The organism is Streptomyces sp. NPDC042002 (genome assembly GCF_055588305.1).
On the sequence record NZ_JBVJCT010000002.1, the window covers coordinates 166,762 to 181,931 of the forward strand.

General features: G+C 72.6%; 12 protein-coding genes. 6 read left to right on the plus strand and 6 right to left on the minus strand.

Annotated elements, in window-relative coordinates:
- The first annotated feature begins 439 nt into the window (after positions 1-439).
- Complete coding sequence (locus tag ACZ6KY_RS03495; protein ID WP_469308637.1) at positions 440-1,648, plus strand: cysteine desulfurase-like protein; 1,209 nt, start codon at positions 440-442, stop codon at positions 1,646-1,648.
- Positions 1,649-1,729: 81 nt separating this feature from the next.
- Here the strand turns inward: ACZ6KY_RS03495 and ACZ6KY_RS03500 are convergent, their stop codons facing one another.
- The 4 genes from ACZ6KY_RS03500 to ACZ6KY_RS03515 all read right to left on the minus strand — a co-directional run bounded on the left by ACZ6KY_RS03500 (position 1,730) and on the right by ACZ6KY_RS03515 (position 6,261).
- Positions 1,730-2,764: a MerR family transcriptional regulator gene (locus tag ACZ6KY_RS03500; RefSeq protein WP_469308965.1), complete on the minus strand. Its 1,035-nt coding sequence runs from the start codon at positions 2,762-2,764 to the stop codon at positions 1,730-1,732.
- A gap of 415 nt (positions 2,765-3,179) precedes the next feature.
- The gene (locus ACZ6KY_RS03505) at positions 3,180-4,067 is read right to left on the minus strand and encodes an oxygenase MpaB family protein (protein WP_469308638.1); all 888 of its coding nucleotides are present in this window, start codon (positions 4,065-4,067) and stop codon (positions 3,180-3,182) included.
- A 284-nt stretch (positions 4,068-4,351) separates the two neighbouring features.
- Entirely contained in the window at positions 4,352-5,302 is a 951-nt protein-coding gene (locus tag ACZ6KY_RS03510; RefSeq protein ID WP_469308639.1) for an ornithine cyclodeaminase family protein, read from the minus strand.
- Positions 5,299-6,261 carry an IclR family transcriptional regulator gene (locus ACZ6KY_RS03515; protein ID WP_469308640.1) on the minus strand — a complete coding sequence of 321 codons (963 nt, stop codon included), beginning with the start codon at positions 6,259-6,261 and terminating at the stop codon, positions 5,299-5,301. Before ACZ6KY_RS03515 ends, ACZ6KY_RS03510 begins: the two co-directional genes overlap by 4 nt.
- Before the next feature lie 141 nt (positions 6,262-6,402).
- Here ACZ6KY_RS03515 and ACZ6KY_RS03520 point away from each other — a divergent pair, with 141 nt between their 5' ends.
- Together ACZ6KY_RS03520 and ACZ6KY_RS03525 are read left to right on the plus strand one after the other, a co-directional pair.
- Positions 6,403-7,794 (plus strand): amidohydrolase family protein, encoded by a 1,392-nt coding sequence (locus ACZ6KY_RS03520; RefSeq protein ID WP_469308641.1) that lies wholly within the window; start codon positions 6,403-6,405, stop codon positions 7,792-7,794.
- Positions 7,791-8,870: a dipeptidase gene (locus ACZ6KY_RS03525; RefSeq protein ID WP_469308642.1), complete on the plus strand. Its 1,080-nt coding sequence runs from the start codon at positions 7,791-7,793 to the stop codon at positions 8,868-8,870. Before ACZ6KY_RS03520 ends, ACZ6KY_RS03525 begins: the two co-directional genes overlap by 4 nt.
- A gap of 64 nt (positions 8,871-8,934) precedes the next feature.
- On the opposite strand, the gene ACZ6KY_RS03530 is transcribed toward ACZ6KY_RS03525, so the two are convergent.
- Positions 8,935-9,627, minus strand: coding sequence for a hypothetical protein (locus ACZ6KY_RS03530; RefSeq protein ID WP_469308643.1), 693 nt, complete (start codon positions 9,625-9,627; stop codon positions 8,935-8,937).
- 341 nt (positions 9,628-9,968) lie between these two features.
- On the opposite strand from ACZ6KY_RS03530, the gene ACZ6KY_RS03535 reads away from it, so the two are divergent.
- Positions 9,969-11,318, plus strand: coding sequence for a transaminase (locus ACZ6KY_RS03535; protein WP_469308644.1), 1,350 nt, complete (start codon positions 9,969-9,971; stop codon positions 11,316-11,318).
- A gap of 44 nt (positions 11,319-11,362) precedes the next feature.
- Entirely contained in the window at positions 11,363-11,803 is a 441-nt protein-coding gene (locus ACZ6KY_RS03540; protein WP_328557476.1) for an Lrp/AsnC family transcriptional regulator, read from the plus strand.
- 18 nt (positions 11,804-11,821) lie between these two features.
- Here the strand turns inward: ACZ6KY_RS03540 and ACZ6KY_RS03545 are convergent, their stop codons facing one another.
- Entirely contained in the window at positions 11,822-14,023 is a 2,202-nt protein-coding gene (locus ACZ6KY_RS03545; RefSeq protein WP_469308645.1) for an FUSC family protein, read from the minus strand.
- Between the two features lie 455 nt (positions 14,024-14,478).
- On the opposite strand from ACZ6KY_RS03545, the gene ACZ6KY_RS03550 reads away from it, so the two are divergent.
- Entirely contained in the window at positions 14,479-15,162 is a 684-nt protein-coding gene (locus ACZ6KY_RS03550; RefSeq protein ID WP_469308646.1) for a GNAT family N-acetyltransferase, read from the plus strand.
- The last annotated feature ends 8 nt before the right edge of the window (positions 15,163-15,170 follow it).

Genomic DNA, 15,170 nt, shown 5'->3' on the forward strand with positions numbered 1-15,170 from the left:
TGAGGACGGGCCGCACGGGACTCTCCGTGCGGCCCGTCGCCCTCGGACTCAGCGAGCGAACGCGCCCCCCCCCCCCCCCCCCCCCCACCTCCCCCCCCCCTCCCCCCCCCTCCCCCCCCCCCCCCCAGGCCGTGAGCCGTCCGTCGGAGGCCCGCCCAGTGAACGCGGCGCACATTTCGGAGTGTGTCCCCCGACGAGGGGTACCGGTTGCGCCAGGCCGCGGGTTGGGAGCAGCAGTCCCGCGGTCCAGCATTCCTCCGGCGTCCCGGGACGTCTGGGGGTGCGCCCAGGACCTTGCGTCGCGTTACCACCGCGGCGGACGTCCTGCCATGATCACCTGAGAACGTGTGCGGCCGCCCGGTCACCTGCTCCTGCCCATCGGACCCCGTTCCGGGCCGACCGGTTCGGGCCGCGACGCCGCCGTCTGTGAGGAGCCCCAGTGACGTACGACGTCGACGCATTGCGCGCCGAGATCCCCGCCCTGCTGTCCGGTGTCGCGCACTTCGACGGTCCGGGCGGAACACAGACCCCGGCGCGGGTCGCGGGGGCGATCTCGGACGTGCTCACCGGCCCGCTGTCGATCCGAGGGCGCCTGACACCCGGAGAGGCGAACGCGGAGGGACTCGTCCAGGGGTTCCGGCAGGCGGTGGCCGACCTGGTGGGCGGCCGTCCCTCCGGGGTCGTCTTCGGCCGCAGCGCCACCCAGCTCACGTACGACTTCTCCCACACGCTCGCGAAGGACTGGGCCCCCGGTGACGAGGTCGTCGTCAGCCGACTCGACCACGACGCCAACATCCGGCCCTGGATCCAGGCGGCGGAACGGGCCGGTGCCCTCGTGCGCTGGGCGGACTTCGATCCGCGGACGGGCGAACTCCCGCCGTCGGCGGTGGGTGACCTGCTGACCGAGCGCACCCGGCTGGTCGCGGTCACCGCCGCCTCGAACCTGATCGGGACCGTGCCCGACATCGCCGGGATCTCCCGCCTGGTCCACGGGAACTCGCGGGCGCTGCTCTACGTGGACGGGGTGCACTACGCGGCGCACGCCTTCGTCGATCTGGAGCGGCTCGGTGCCGACTTCTTCGTGTGCTCGCCCTACAAGTTCCTCGGCCCGCACCACGGTGTCCTGACCGCCTCCCCGGAGCTGCTGGAGGGGTTGCGGCCCGACAAGCTGCTCCCGTCCACGGACACGGTTCCCGAGCGCTTCGAACTGGGCACGCTGCCTTACGAGTCGCTCGCCGGCACCACCGCCGCGATCGATGTCCTCGCCGGGCTCGGCACCGTTGCGACGGGCGGGCGCAGAGACCGGCTGCGGTCGGCCTTCGCGGCGATCGAGCGGCATGAGGGGGCGCTGCGCGAGCGGTTGGAGGAGGGCCTGGCCGAGCTGCCCGGCGTCACGGTCCGCTCCCGCGCGGCCGACCGCACGCCGACCCTGCTGCTGACGTTCGACGACCGCGACGCGGCCGACGCCTACGCGTTCCTGGCGGCGCGCGGTGTGCACGCGCCCGCCGGATCGTTCTACGCGGTGGAGGCGTCCCGGCACCTCGGCCTCGGCGACACCGGTGGCCTTCGCGTCGGACTCTCGCCGTACAACGACAAGGCCGATGTCGAACGGCTGCTGGAGGGCCTGGCCGCTTTCCTGAAGTCGTAGGGGCAGGGGGCGTCAGGCCCTGGGCGGGGTTGTGCCGGGCCAGGGTCGGCCGGGCGGGGCGCGCGCAATACGGTCGCCGGGTCACGAGCGTTGTGCCGTCGCGGGGCCAGGGTCCGGCGCGGTGATCAGACGGAGCGCCTCGGCCAGATGACGCGGGCGGAGCAGCCCCGGGCCCGGCTGCCCGTCCCAGCCCGGTCCGCACAACAGGACCCGGCTTCGGGTTCGTGCTCCCCGAACACCCCAGCGCGTCGCGGCGATGTGACGGGCGAGCGGAAGGTTCGCCGTGGACCGCGACTGGGACCACAGGACCACCGCCGGAGGACCGACGCGCTCCACCGCCGCCATGAGCGCCTCGGGCGGGACGGCGGCACCGAGCGGCAGGACGGGTACCCGCCGTTCCGCCAGCGCCGCGGTGAGCGCCTCCAGCGGCAGGGTGTGCTGTTCGTCCGGAAGGCAGGCCAGGAGCACGGGCGAGGTCATGGCGTGAGGTTCGTGCCCCGCCGTGGACACATAGACATGCCGCAGGGTGGCGGAGACGTGCCAGGACAACAGGTGCTCGACCTCGACGTAACGGTCCCCCGAGGACTCCCATTTGCGGCCCACCGCCAGCAGGGTCGGCACCATCACCTCCTCCCATGCCTTGGTGAGGCCGTGGGTCCGGACGGCGGCCGCCAGTTGTTCCTGGACGGCGAGGGCGTCCAGACGGACGGCGGCACGCGTGAGTCCCCGGCAGTCCCGGCCCACGTCACCCGACGGCGGCCCTGCCGTTCCTGATTCAGGGGCCGTCATCGCCGACCGCTCCGGGATCCGGACGCCGGCCCGCGTCCGGGCGGCGAGGACCGGAGATACCGCGACACGGCCGCGAGCCGCCTCCTTCGCGGCGCGGGCGGCCTCGGCGGGAGGCAGGCCGACGGCGGTCAGCCGGCACATCTCCTGGACCATGGCCACGTCATCGGGAGCCCACCGGCGGTGCCGACCGTCCGCCCTCACCGCCGGCCCCAGCCCGTACCGGCGGTCCCAGGAGCGCAGCGTCGTAGGGGAGACCCCGAGCTTCCGTGCCAGGAAGCCGGTGGTCACTCCCACGTCGGCGGGCTCCGCCTCCTCCGGGGTGTTCAGCTCCACGGGGCGACTCCCGGCGGAACAGCGGACGACGTTCCGGTTGAAGGGGCGCCCCACCCCGGGGCGGTGGGGCCCGGCGTACGACGGCGGCAGATCATGACGGGGCATCGCCTCGATTCCGGAGCCGTCCGGGACCGGCCGGTCCGCCGGGCTCACCCCTGCTTCGGCGCGGGGCCGCCCAGCGGATGCAGCGAACCGACCCGTCGCGCCGCCGGGTTCGCCCCGCTTTCCCCGGGTGGGGCCGGGCCGGGCCCGCGGGAGGTCCACTTCCCGCGCCGGGCCGGCGGTTGTCCCATGGGCCGAAGACCGGCGGCCTCGGTTCCCCCGGCGTGCCGACTTCGCCGACTCGGGCCCGGGTCTGTGCGGGGGCGGGGGAGGGGCGGTCGGACGGGCGCGCCGGAGTCGTCGCCCGTCACGCGATGGGGGTGACGGCTCGTGCGCGCTGCGGTGCCATCGCCCAGCGAACGGCCGATGTGAACGCGCAGCCGAGCGGACGTACGCATACGCTGTCCACCAACTGCGGCCGGGGCAGCCGCAGTTCGGCAGCGGCCCAGGTGGGCAACAGGGACACAGCGTTCGCGGCGAGCACCCCGTACGGGAGGCGGGCGACGAGTGGCACCGGAGGGCTCAGCAGGAGGAACCGCGCGGCATCGCGTGCCTCCGGTGTCGCCCGCACCTCGCCGCGGTACGCGGTCAGCCGCTCGGCGAGCTCGGCACGGTTCGTCGGTGGGTCCAGGACGCCGAGAGCGGCGGCGACGCGGGCGGTGTCCGCCACGTACGCGTCGTAGCCGGCGCCGGACAGCGGACGCGCGCCGTACCGCTGATGCGCGCGCAGGAAGCTGTCGACCTCCGCGACGTGGACCCAGCCGAGGAGGTGCGGATCGGCCGCGTGATACGCCGTTCCCTCCGAGCTCACCCCGCGCACCCGCTCATGGACCGCCCGTACCCGGTCGCAGGCCTCCTGGGCGCTGTCGGCCGTCCCGTACGTCGTCACCGCCAGGAAGGTGCTCGTACGCTGGAGTCTTCCCCAGGGGTCCCCGCGGAAGCCCGAGTGCGCTGACACGGCGGCCATGGCGAGCGGGTGGAGCGACTGGAGCAGCAGCGCGGAGAGCCCGCCGATGAACATCGACGCGTCCCCGTGCACGGTGCGGATGGGGCGGTCCGGGCCGAACCAGCGGGGTCCGGGCGTGCCGTGGATACGGGCGCGGTTCTTCGGTCCCTCCGGGCCCGCGACCCGGGTGAACAGAGCGCTGCCCAGCCGTTCCCGCACTCCGCCGCCGTCCGCTCCGGTGAGTCTCATGGGGCGATGACCTCCCTCCGCGTCGTGCTCCGTCGGGCCCGCGACCTGTCCGGCACCGGCCAGGTCGACCTGGCGGGTCGGCCCACGTCACACGGTGGGCCGCCCGCGGTGGATTCGCCGCCGCGGGGTCCGGCGGATGCGGTCCGCGACCGTGGTCCCGGGCCGCGTGCGCACCGGCGGAAGCACCCTTCAGCATGGCCGAACCCAGGGACGAAAGTCCACGGGTGGACGGTGCCCCGCGACGGCGGCGCCCGTCGGTACACGCTCGGCGTCACGGATACGGCTCACATGGCCAGGCGGGTGCCCCATGCCTTCGCGCGGGCGACGGCGTGGGTGACGTGGGCGGCCGCGACGTCCAGGGCGGCGTGGCCGGTCGATTTGAACAGGGTGAGTTCGGAGTTGTGGCGCCGACCCGGGTGTTCGCCTCCCAGGACCTGGCCGAGGAGCGTCACGGGCCGCTCGGGCGGGAGGTCCTGCAACTCGTGGGCGCCCGAGGGGGGCCGGGTCGTGGCGGCGCCGTGCCATTCGGCGAAGAGGGTGGCGTCCCGGACGGTGTCGGCGTCCAGCTCGGGTCCGTGGGAGCCACCCACCGAGCTGATGTGCGTGCCGGGGGCGAGCCACGCGCGACGGATCACCGGCCGAACGGCGCCGGTGCAGCAGAACACCGTGTCGGCCCCGCGCACCGCCTCCTCGATGCCGGCCGCGACCCGCCCGGCGGGGTGGAGTGCGGCGGCGCTCTCGGCACGCAGGGGATCGCGGCCCGCGACGGACACGGGGGTCTCGGGATCCAGGGCCGCGAGCAGGGAGATCTGGGCACGCGCCTGGGCACCGGTACCGATGACGGCGACCCGGGTGGCGTCCGCACGGGCCAGGGCTCGAGCGCTCAGTGTCGCGGTCGCCGCGGTACGGATCTCGGTGAGGGGCTCGGCGTCCATCAGGGCCAGCGGGCGGCCGTCCGCCGCGTCGAAGAGCGCGACGATGCCCCGGTGACTGCTGCGACCGGGCCGTGCCGGGTCGGCGAACACGGAGACGAGCTTGGCCGCGAGTCCGAGACCGGGCACATGGCCGGGCATCGCGCCGAGCAGGCCGCCCGGGGCGTGCGCCGCGATCCGCGGCGGCACGGAGACCTCGTCACGGCCGATGGCGACGAGTGCCGTCGCCACGGCGTCCAGGACGCGATGCGGCTCGAGCGCGGCGCGCGTCTGCGCCCCGTCGAGGAAGAGGATCTCGCTCATGCCGGACCTTCGGTGGACGGGGACGGGGACGGGGACGGGGGTGGAGGTGGAGGTGGGGGCGGTGACGTGGGTGTGGCCGGGGGCCGGGACGAGGACGCGGGATGGGAGGAGGCATGTCCGGAGATCCCGGCCCCTTCAGACCCTTCGGACCCCTCGGACCCCTTGGATACGTCGGATACGTCGGGGGTTCTCAAGACCTCGGAGGCTCCGGAGGTTCCGGAGCCGGAGAGGATCCGCCCGAGTTCGTCCGTCGCCTCGCGAAGCTGTTCCAGCAGGTGAGGCAGTCGGGCCTCGTCGAACTCCGAGCCCAGGCCCACCAGGGTCAGGGCGCAGACGGGCGCGCCCGCGCGCGTGACCACCGCTCGGGCGACCGAGGCGACCGGCTGTTCGTTGCGCCCGTACTCGACGGCGAATCCGGTCCGTTCGGCGCGCTCGATGTCGGCCAGCAGCCCGGCGGGTCCGGACAGCGGGTACCCGGTCTCCTCCGCGGCGCGCAGGTAGGGGACCCGGTCGGCCGGGGCGAGGGCGGCGACGAGGGCGAGCGGGCCGGCGAACCGGTGAACGGGCAGGGCCTCGCCGGTCAGACTGCTGATCATCGTCAGGCGGTCCGGGCGTACGACATCGATCACGCGCGAGCGGTCGACCTCGGGCACCTGAAGGTTGACCATCATCCCGGTGCGTTCGGACAGCGCCGCGAGAACCGGTCGGGCGAGCGCTCCGAGCGAGTTCCTGGCCGCGGAGGACGACAGTTGCAGGACCGCCGTGCCGGGCAGATAGCGGTCGCCGGCGCGCAGCACCCAGCCACGCCGGACCAGGTCGACGAGCACGCGATAGGCGGTCGCGCGATGCAGGCCGACCTCCTCGGCCAGGTCGGTGAGGCGCGGGGGCTGGGACGCGCGGGCCACGGCCTCGACCAGGTCCAGGGCCTTGTCCACCGCCGTACGGGGTGCTTCGGGCACTTCCGACCCCTCCTTGTGGCGTCATGAGATGCGAGCGTACGGTAGCGCACGTTGCAAGAGACGATACGTTTGTTACGTAGAGCGTAACAAGATCGGATCGGACTACTGACCGGTCCGGACAGAGCGACTACTGAGGTGAAGATGACGGACGAGGCTTCGGGCGCACCGGCCCCGCACGCACCCGCGGTGAAGGGGGCCGTCGCGGTGTACCGCGGCGCGACGCTGTTCGACGGAACCGGGCGGCCGGCCCGGGGCTCGACGTCGATCGTGGTCGACGGCCAGGTCATCCGCGCCGTCGGGGACGACGCCGTGATCGCCGAGAACCTGCCCGCCGACGCCCAGGTCTTCGACCTCGACGGCCGATTCGTCGTCCCCGGCCTGATCGACGCGCACCAGCACATCGCGACGCCGCCCGACCGGCCCGTCGCCGAGGCGGTGCTGCGCCGGCTCGTCTACAGCGGGGTCACGGCCATCCGCGACATGGCCGACGACCTGCGCCAGGTCGGCGACCTGGCGAGGGCCACGCTCGTCGGCGAGATCCCCGGCCCCGACATCCGCTACGCCGCGCTGATGGCGGGCCCCGGCTTCTTCGACGACCCGCGCACCCACCAGGTGTCCCAGGGCGAGACACCCGGCGCCGTGCCGTGGATGCAGGCGATCACGAAGGACACCGACCTGCGGCTGGCCGTCGCCCTGGCACGCGGAACCCACGCTTCCGCGATCAAGGTGTACGCGGATCTCGACCACACCACCGTCGCCGCGATCACCGCCGAGGCGCACTGCCAGGGCATCCCCGTCTGGGCCCACGCCACCGTCTTCCCGGCGACGCCCGGCCAGATCGTCACGGCCGGCGCGGACAGCGTCTCGCACGTCACCCTGCTCGCCTTCGAGGGCACGGACGCACCGCTGATCAGCTACAAGAACAAGCCGCGGGTCGAGTACGAGCGGTTCGCCGCCGGCGACGACCGCCGTATCGAGGAACTCTTCGCCCTGATGCGGCAGAAGGGCACCGTCCTCGACGCGACCGCGGGCATGTGGGCGAGCGAGGCCCTCGCGGGCGAGGGTCCCGAGGACGCGGCGCGCGCGGCGGCCAACACCGAACTCGCCGCGGTGCTCACCGCCCAGGCCCATCGCGCCGGTGTGGACATCGCGACCGGCACGGACTACGAGACCGACCCCGAGGACCCCTTCCCGGCGCTGTACGAGGAGTTGGCGTTCCTCGTGCGCCGCTGCGGGATGTCACCCGCGCAGGTGCTGCGCTCGGCCACGCTGATCGGCGCCCGGAGCGCCGGCGCCGAGGACGTCATGGGCAGCGTCGAAGCGGGCAAGCTCGCCAACTTCGTTGTCCTGGAGGACGATCCGCTGCGGGACATCGAGCATCTGCGCGGCGTCACCCTCACCGTCAAGCGCGGCCGGCGCTTCGAGCGGCGGGAGTTCGAGGGCGCCGCCCCCGGCGCCGGACGGCCCGACCGCGTCCATACCCCCGAGGCCGAAGAGCCCGCAGCGATCCACCCCGTCGAGGAGACCCGATGACCGCCCTCCCCATGATCGTCAACGCGCTCGGGCAGCTCGACAATCCGAACGCCCCCCAGTCGGCCGAGGCCGCCGCACAGCTCAACCCCTCCAGCGAGCAACTGACCGTCGACGCCCGGACGTTGGCCGACGCCCACGCCTCGGGCCTCACCGCCGTCAACATCACGCTCGGCTACACGATGGGTGATCTGCCGCCCTACGAGCACACCTTGCACGAGATCGCCGTCTGGGACGGGATCATCCGCGACAACGCGGCCGACCTCCTCAAGGTCCGTACGGTCGCCGACCTCCACCGGGCCAGGGAGGAGGGCCGGATCGGCGTCATCTACGGCTTCCAGAACGCCGTCGCGGTCGGCGAGGACACCGGGCGCATCGCCACCTTCGCCGACCTCGGCGTGCGGGTCGTCCAGCTCACGTACAACCAGGCCAACCACATCGGCGACGGCTCGATGGCGCCCGCCAACCGGGGGCTGACCGACTTCGGCCGGAGCGTCGTCGAGGCACTCGACGAGCACCACCTCATGGTCGACCTCTCCCACAGCGGTGAGCGCACCTGCCTGGAGGCCGCCAAGACGGCGCGGCGTCCGGTGTCGATCAACCACACCGGTTGCCGGGCGCTCGCCGACCTCCCCCGCAACAAGACGGACGAGGAACTGCGCCTGGTGGCCTCGCGCGGTGGCTTCGTGGGCATCTACTTCATGCCCTTCCTGAACGTGTCGGGCCATGCGACGGCCGCGGACGTCGTGGAGCACATCGTCCACGCGGTCAACGTGTGCGGCGAGGACCACGTCGGCATCGGCACCGACGGGACCGTCACGTCCATCGACGACCTCGACGCCTACCGCGCGCATCTCGCCGAGCACGTGGCCCTGCGCCGCGAGGCCGGTGTCGGCGCGGCGGGGGAGCGTGACGACACGCTTCCCTTCGTGCTCGACCTGCGCGGAGTGGACCAGTTCCGGGACCTCGTCCGCCTCCTGGAACAGCGTGGGTACTCCTCCGAGCGCATCGAGAAGATCCTCGGCAGGAACTTCCTGGACTACGCCGACCGGGTGTGGGCCCCGGAGGTCTCCCGGTAGCCGATTCAGACATTCGGGCGGCCCGACCGGTGGTCCGGCTGCCGGAGACCGACCCCGTTGCCGGTCATCCGAAAGCCGGCAGACCCGTGACCCGAATGCGTACCGGCGGGTTTCCGGCCGAGGCCGTTTCGGCGGTCGCCGGGCCGCTCGGGTCCGGCGACGGCGACGACGTGGCCGGACCGGGCGTGCCGCTCGGAGAGGGGGACGGGGACCCGGACGCCTGAACGGCCGGGGTGGCCGGAGTGACGTGCGGGGGTGTCTCACTGGCCCGACCGCTCGGCGAGACCGCCGACGGGGAGGGCGCCGCGCTCGCGCCACGGCGAGAGGGCTGATCCGCGGACCTGGCGGCGCCGACCCGCTGGGCGGCGGCCGGGCCCTCGGCCGGCGGGGCCACGTTCCCGACGGACTTCCCGCCCGGACTCGCGGATGCGCCTCCGGGCCCCACGGGTGACGGGGACGGGGTGACCGTGGGCCGCTCCTGGACGCGCGACGCGCCGTCGGCGGCCGAGACGTCCTTGTGCGCCTTCCCCGCCCCGTGCGGCAGGGGCAGCCAGGGCGCCGCCGAGTCGCCCCCGCTCACCAGGGCCGCGAGTGCCGCGGCGAAGCAGACGCAGGAGACCGCGACGACCCAGCCCATGCTGCGCAGCCAGGAGCGCCGCCGCCCGCTCTCGTCGACGAACACCGCCCCTTCACCGGACGCGACGACCTCCGTCGGGCTCTGTCCCGCACAGGTCGATTCCCCCGTACTCCCTGTCATGCCCCGCTCCTTGACGATCCTTGTCGCCGGTCGCCCCTCGGTGACTGCGCGCTGATTCGGGTGGCGACTCCGCGCTGATCCAGAGATACGAAGGCGATCACTGGTTGACTCATTCCGACCGGTTGTGATGCATCTGGGGCGGGTTCGGTTCGGGAGGGTGTCTGTCGAATCCACCACCGCGACAGACGATTCAGTTGTTGACACAACCGAATCAATCGTCTGGTCTTGTAATGGCGGCGTTTACGTTCGTATTCTTGCTGAATCCGCACACCTGCGGAGATCGGCGACTGAGCTCGCCGGTCGAGTTCACCTCCGGAGTTCACCGACAGAGGAGTCCCTCGATGGACCGCACTCGCCTGCAGCAGCTCCTGGCTCGTGAGAGCGCCGAGGCCGAGCGCCGCAACCCGCGGTCCAGGGCCGCGTACGAGCGCGCCGATCACCTGTTCGGCAGGGTCCCGATGACCTGGATGAACAAGAACGCGGGCGCCTTCCCGCGCTATCTGGACACCGCGCGCGGCGCCCGCATCACCGACATCGACGGGCACGAGTACATCGACTTCTGCCTCGGCGACACGGGCGCGATGGCCGGTCACTCCCCGGAGGTGGTGGCCGAGGCGGTGCGGACCCGGTTCGCCGAGAGCGGCGGCGCGACCGCGATGCTTCCCACCGAGGACGCGGAGTGGGTGGGCGCCGAACTGACCCGCCGCTTCGGGCTCGCGCGCTGGAGCTTCTCGCTCACCGCGACCGACGCCAACCGCTGGTCCATCCGACTGGCGCGGGCGGTCACCGGCCGCCCGAAGATCCTGGTCAACAGCTACAGCTACCACGGCAGCGTCGACGAGTCGCTGATCGTGGTCGGCCCGGACGGGCACGGTGCGGCCCGCCCCGGAAACGTCGGCGCCCCCTGCGACGTCACCCTCACCAGCCGCGTCGCGGAGTTCAACGACCTGGCGCAGCTGGAGCGCGAGCTCGCCCACGGCGACGTCGCCGCCGTCCTCATGGAACCCGCGCTCACCAACATCGGCATCGTGCTGCCCGAGCCGGGCTACCTGGAAGGCGTCCGCGCCCTCACACGCCGGTACGGAACCCTGCTCATCAACGACGAGACGCACACCTTCTCCGCGGGCCCCGGCGGCTGCACCGCCGCCTGGGGCCTGGAGCCGGACATGCTCACCATCGGCAAGGCGATCGGCGGAGGAATCCCGGCCGGCGCGTACGGACTCTCGGCCGAACTCGCCGACCAGCTGCTCGGCCGTGCCGATCTGGACCTGGTCGACATGGGCGGCGTCGGCGGCACCCTCGCCGGGAACGCGCTGTCCGTGGCCGCGATGCGGGCGACCCTGGAACACGTCCTCACCGACACGGCGTTCGACACCATGGCGAAGCTCTCCGAACGCTTCGAGGCCGGAGCGCGGGCGGGTATCGACGCATGGGCCCTGCCGTGGTCGGTGAGCCGGCTCGGAGCCCGTACCGAATACCGGTTCGCGGACCCCGCGCCGCGCACCGGAACGGAATCGGCCGCGGCGGCCGACACCGAGCTGGAGGACTTCCTCCACCTGTATCTCGCCAACCGGGGCATCCTGCTGACCCCGTTCCACAACATGGCGCTCATGTGCCCGGCGACCACCGAGCAGGACGTGGACCGGCACACCGACGTCTTCGCCGCCGCCCTGGCCGAACTGGTCGGCTGAACGACCCCGTTAACCTTGGACCGGGTCAGCCGGAGAGGAACAGCGTGGACGAGATCGACCGGGCCATCCTGCGTGAACTGCAGATCGACGGCCGTATCGCCTATGCCGAACTCGGCCCCAAGGTCGGGCTGTCCGCGTCGGCGGCCCGCCAGCGCCTGCAACGCCTCCTCGACTCGCAGGCGGTCCAGGTCGTCGGGGTCACCGACCCGATGGGCATGGGCGGTCAGGCGATGGCCCTGCTCGGCATCGCCGTCGACGGCGACCCACGAGCGGTCGCCGACGCGCTGGCCGAACGGGCCGAGGTCGTCTACTCGGTGCTGACCTCGGGCGGCTTCGACCTGTTCGCCGAGGTCGTCTGCCCGGGCCCGCGCGATCTGCTGGACTTCGTCAACGACGTCGTACGGCAGATCGAAGGCGTCCGGCAGGTGCAGTCGTTCCCCTACTTCGGGATCCACACGCACCGGTTCCTGTGGAACGTGGGCTGAGCGCGCACCTCGCCGCGGCTACCGCGCGACGCTCCGCGAGGCCTTCTTGTCGGGCTTGTCGGGCGTGGAGACCGGCACCCCCAGCGGGCGGGCCAGGCCGATCACCCCTTCGTCCAGGCGCTGGAGATGCCGCAGGACCCGGCCCGTGACGCGGTCGTGGCGGGGTGCGTCCGGGGTCTGCGGCTCCAGCATGGCGGCGAGGCTCGCACCGGTCTCCGCGACTCCGTCGCCCGCGTCGTCCTTGACCCGTGCGACGAGGACTTCGATGTTGTGGCCGATCCGACGGCCCGCCAGCTTGAGCCGGGGGTCCGCGCCGACTGTCCTGCTGTAGGGAACGAGTTCGGCCGTGGCCGCCAGCGACCGCGCGTGATAAGCACACGTCTCCAGCAGGGCGACGATGTAGCGGGCGGTCTGACGGCGATTCCGCCACGGAGTGATCGGATGGGTCAGCGGTTTGGTGGAGGCCCGCAGATCATCCAGCGCCGAGTCCAGATCGCGGGCCTTGTCCAGCAGATCGAGCGCGATCCCGCCGCTCAGCTGCTCCACCGCCGCGCCACTGGCGTCACCGAGCCGGGTGAGCACGGTGGCGAGGAGTTCGTCCGTACGGCGGTCGGTCGGTACGGGGAGGACCAGTGCGGCCGCGATCACCCCGCAGACCGCGCCGAGCGCCGTCTCCTCGATCCGCAGGACGAGTACCGCGGGACTGTACGTGTTGAGCACCGTGTACAGCAGTCCCAGCATCGCCGTGACGAAGAAGGACTGCAGGGCGTACGACAGTGGGCCGGTGAAGTACATGGCGAAGATGAACAGCAGCACCAGCGCGAACGCGGTCCAGGTGTGGTCGCCCACCACACCTGCCATGCCCACACCCGCGATGACGCCGAGGACCGTGCCCAGCAGCCGGCGATAGCCCTTGACCAGGATCTCCCCGGTCGACGAGGTGTTCAGGAAGACGACCCAACAGGTCAGCACCGCCCAGTACCACCGCTGCGGGAAGAGCAGCTCACCGCCGATGATGGCGAGCGCCGAGCCGACCGAGACCTGCACCGCCGCCCGGGTCGTGGGCCGGTCCAGCCCCGCGGGGCGCGGCTCGTCCCGCTCCTCCTCGGCGACGATGGCGACGTCCTCGGCGTCCAGCTCCTCGCGGGAACGTGTCGTCTCGGGGGAGTCGTCGGACTCGTCCTCGGGTCCGTCGAGCGCCAGGCGCAGCCCCAGGGCGGCGCGCGCCGTCTCTCCGATACCGCGGAAGACATCCTGCACGACCGCCGGGACCCGGGGAAGATTCTCCTCCTCCCGGTATCCGAGCAGCCGGTTGCGCACCTGCGCCATCCCGGCGCCGTCCCCGGCGGAGGACGGACGGGTGACCAGCAGCCGCAGTGCGTCGAGATCACGGTGCAGGATCGCGGTCGTCTCGTCCTGCGCCCGGAGCCGGTCACCGGGTGCGGGCAGGGGCGCGTTCGGCAGATGCAGGGCGAGCGTGTCGGCGCTCTCGGCGCTGCGCGCCGTGAGGATGAGCAGACCGAGCCGCTCGGCGGCGATCTCGGCATCGGCGATCCGCCGCTGGAGCAGCGAGGCGGTCGTGCTGTCGCTGGTTCCCTCCTCCAGACGGTTCTGGATCATCATGGCGCTCTCGTGCAGCCGCGCGGTGTGCACTCGTACGTCGTCCAGGGCCTCCTCGACATCGTCGGGATCGGCGTCGAGCAGCTCGGTCTGGGCGGACACCAACTGGCCCACGCGGGCCCGGAACGCCTTCCGCAGCCGTCCGAGGACGCGCTCGGGCGTCTCGGCGACGAGGACGAAGCGGGCCACCGCGCTGCAGGCGAAGGCGAGGGCGAGGGTGGCGTACAGCCCGGGAAGCTCGGTGCGGCCGGCTCCGAGGAACAGGGAGATGAAGTAGATCTGGAAGCCGATCAGCCCGAGAGCCGTACCGCGGTCACCGTACCGGCGGCAGTACACCGCCACGAAGATGAGCGCGATGAAACATATGTCGCCCGCGACCACATGGCTGCTCAGCAGCGCGCCCAGCGACATCGCGACGACCGCCACGGGCAGGCCGAGCGCCAGCGTGCGGGCCTGCTCCCGGCGCTGTTTCTCCTTGATGGCGAACGTCGCGACCATGGCGGTCGTGGCGCCGGGCACCATCTGGCCGACATCGGCTCCGAGCAGACCGAGAACGGCGAGCGCGAGGGCGACGGCACCGACGGTCCGCAGTCCGGCCATGAGCCGCAGCAGACCCGGATCGGATGCCGAGAACCGGTTCCAGATGCCCGCCCGACTCGGCCGTGCCACTGTCCTCACGCCGCCACTTGTCCCCGCTTCCGCGCCATGATCCGGAACTCCAGCATGGCACCGTGCGGCGCCGTGCGCCGAGTCTGCCCGCCCGGAAACGGCGGCGCACTCGTCGGGGGCCGCCCGGTGACCGACTCCGGCCGGCCGGACGGCCACGGTGCACCCTCGGTCGGCCAACGCGGCCAACGCGGCCAACGCGGCCAACGCGGCCAACGCGGCCAACGCGGCCAACGCGGCCAACGCGGCCAACGCGGCCAACGCGGCCAACGCGGCTCGGGCGCGAGCGGGTCTTCCGGAACTTTGCGCGCTGTCCGGTGGCCTTCGTTTCGCGCGGCAGTCGGGTCGGCATCTTGTGGGAGCGCTCCCAAGGCGCCAGTATGCCGCACATGAACCCTTTGCCGATCATTCGCGCCTACCGGCCCACCGACCGTGCCGCGGTCGCCGACGTATGTGTGAGCACCGCGGACGAGGGAGGGGATTCGCGTGCCCGGTATCCCGACGAGGAGCTGATGCCGGCGATCTTCGCCGAGCCCTACTGCCGTCTGGAGCCCGGACTGGCCTTCGTCCTGGACGACGGGAGCGGCCGGGCGGTCGGGTACGTGGTCGGGACCGGGGACACCGCGGAGTTCGTCGCGCGGTTCCGCGACACATGGATCCCGCGGGTCGCGCACCGCTATCCCGCCCCGACGACACCGCCCCGCACGCCCAGTGAGGAGATGGTCGGGCTGCTGCACACCCCTGAGCGCATGACCCTGCCCGAACTCGCCGACTATCCGGCGCACTTGCACATCGACCTGCTGCCGGAATTCCAGCGGCGCGGCTACGGAAGAGCGCTGATGAACACCTTCCTCACCGCACTGCACGACCACGGGGTGCCCGCTGTCCACCTGGGCATGGTCACCGCCAACACGCCCGCGCGGGCGTTCTACGATCGTCTCGGCTTCTATGAGATCCCCGTCGCCGACCCTGGCCCGCTTACCTATCTGGGCAGGTCGACGGTGGTGGAGGCGGTGGCGCCCGTCGAACGGGCGCGGGCCGTTCCCGTGGCGGGAGATACCCGGCGTCCGTAGCCGCGGTG

What these genes read in the sequence shown, in the direction of transcription:
- ACZ6KY_RS03505 (WP_469308638.1), bottom strand. Translation starts at nt 4,067, where the DNA reads ATGAGACTCACCGGAGCGGACGGCGGCGGAGTGCGGGAACGGCTGGGC.
- ACZ6KY_RS03510 (WP_469308639.1), bottom strand. Translation starts at nt 5,302, where the DNA reads ATGAGCGAGATCCTCTTCCTCGACGGGGCGCAGACGCGCGCCGCGCTC.
- ACZ6KY_RS03520 (WP_469308641.1), top strand. Translation starts at nt 6,403, where the DNA reads ATGACGGACGAGGCTTCGGGCGCACCGGCCCCGCACGCACCCGCGGTG.
- ACZ6KY_RS03525 (WP_469308642.1), top strand. Translation starts at nt 7,791, where the DNA reads ATGACCGCCCTCCCCATGATCGTCAACGCGCTCGGGCAGCTCGACAAT.
- ACZ6KY_RS03530 (WP_469308643.1), bottom strand. Translation starts at nt 9,627, where the DNA reads ATGACAGGGAGTACGGGGGAATCGACCTGTGCGGGACAGAGCCCGACG.
- ACZ6KY_RS03535 (WP_469308644.1), top strand. Translation starts at nt 9,969, where the DNA reads ATGGACCGCACTCGCCTGCAGCAGCTCCTGGCTCGTGAGAGCGCCGAG.
- ACZ6KY_RS03545 (WP_469308645.1), bottom strand. Translation starts at nt 14,023, where the DNA reads ATGGCCGGACTGCGGACCGTCGGTGCCGTCGCCCTCGCGCTCGCCGTT.
- ACZ6KY_RS03550 (WP_469308646.1), top strand. Translation starts at nt 14,479, where the DNA reads ATGAACCCTTTGCCGATCATTCGCGCCTACCGGCCCACCGACCGTGCC.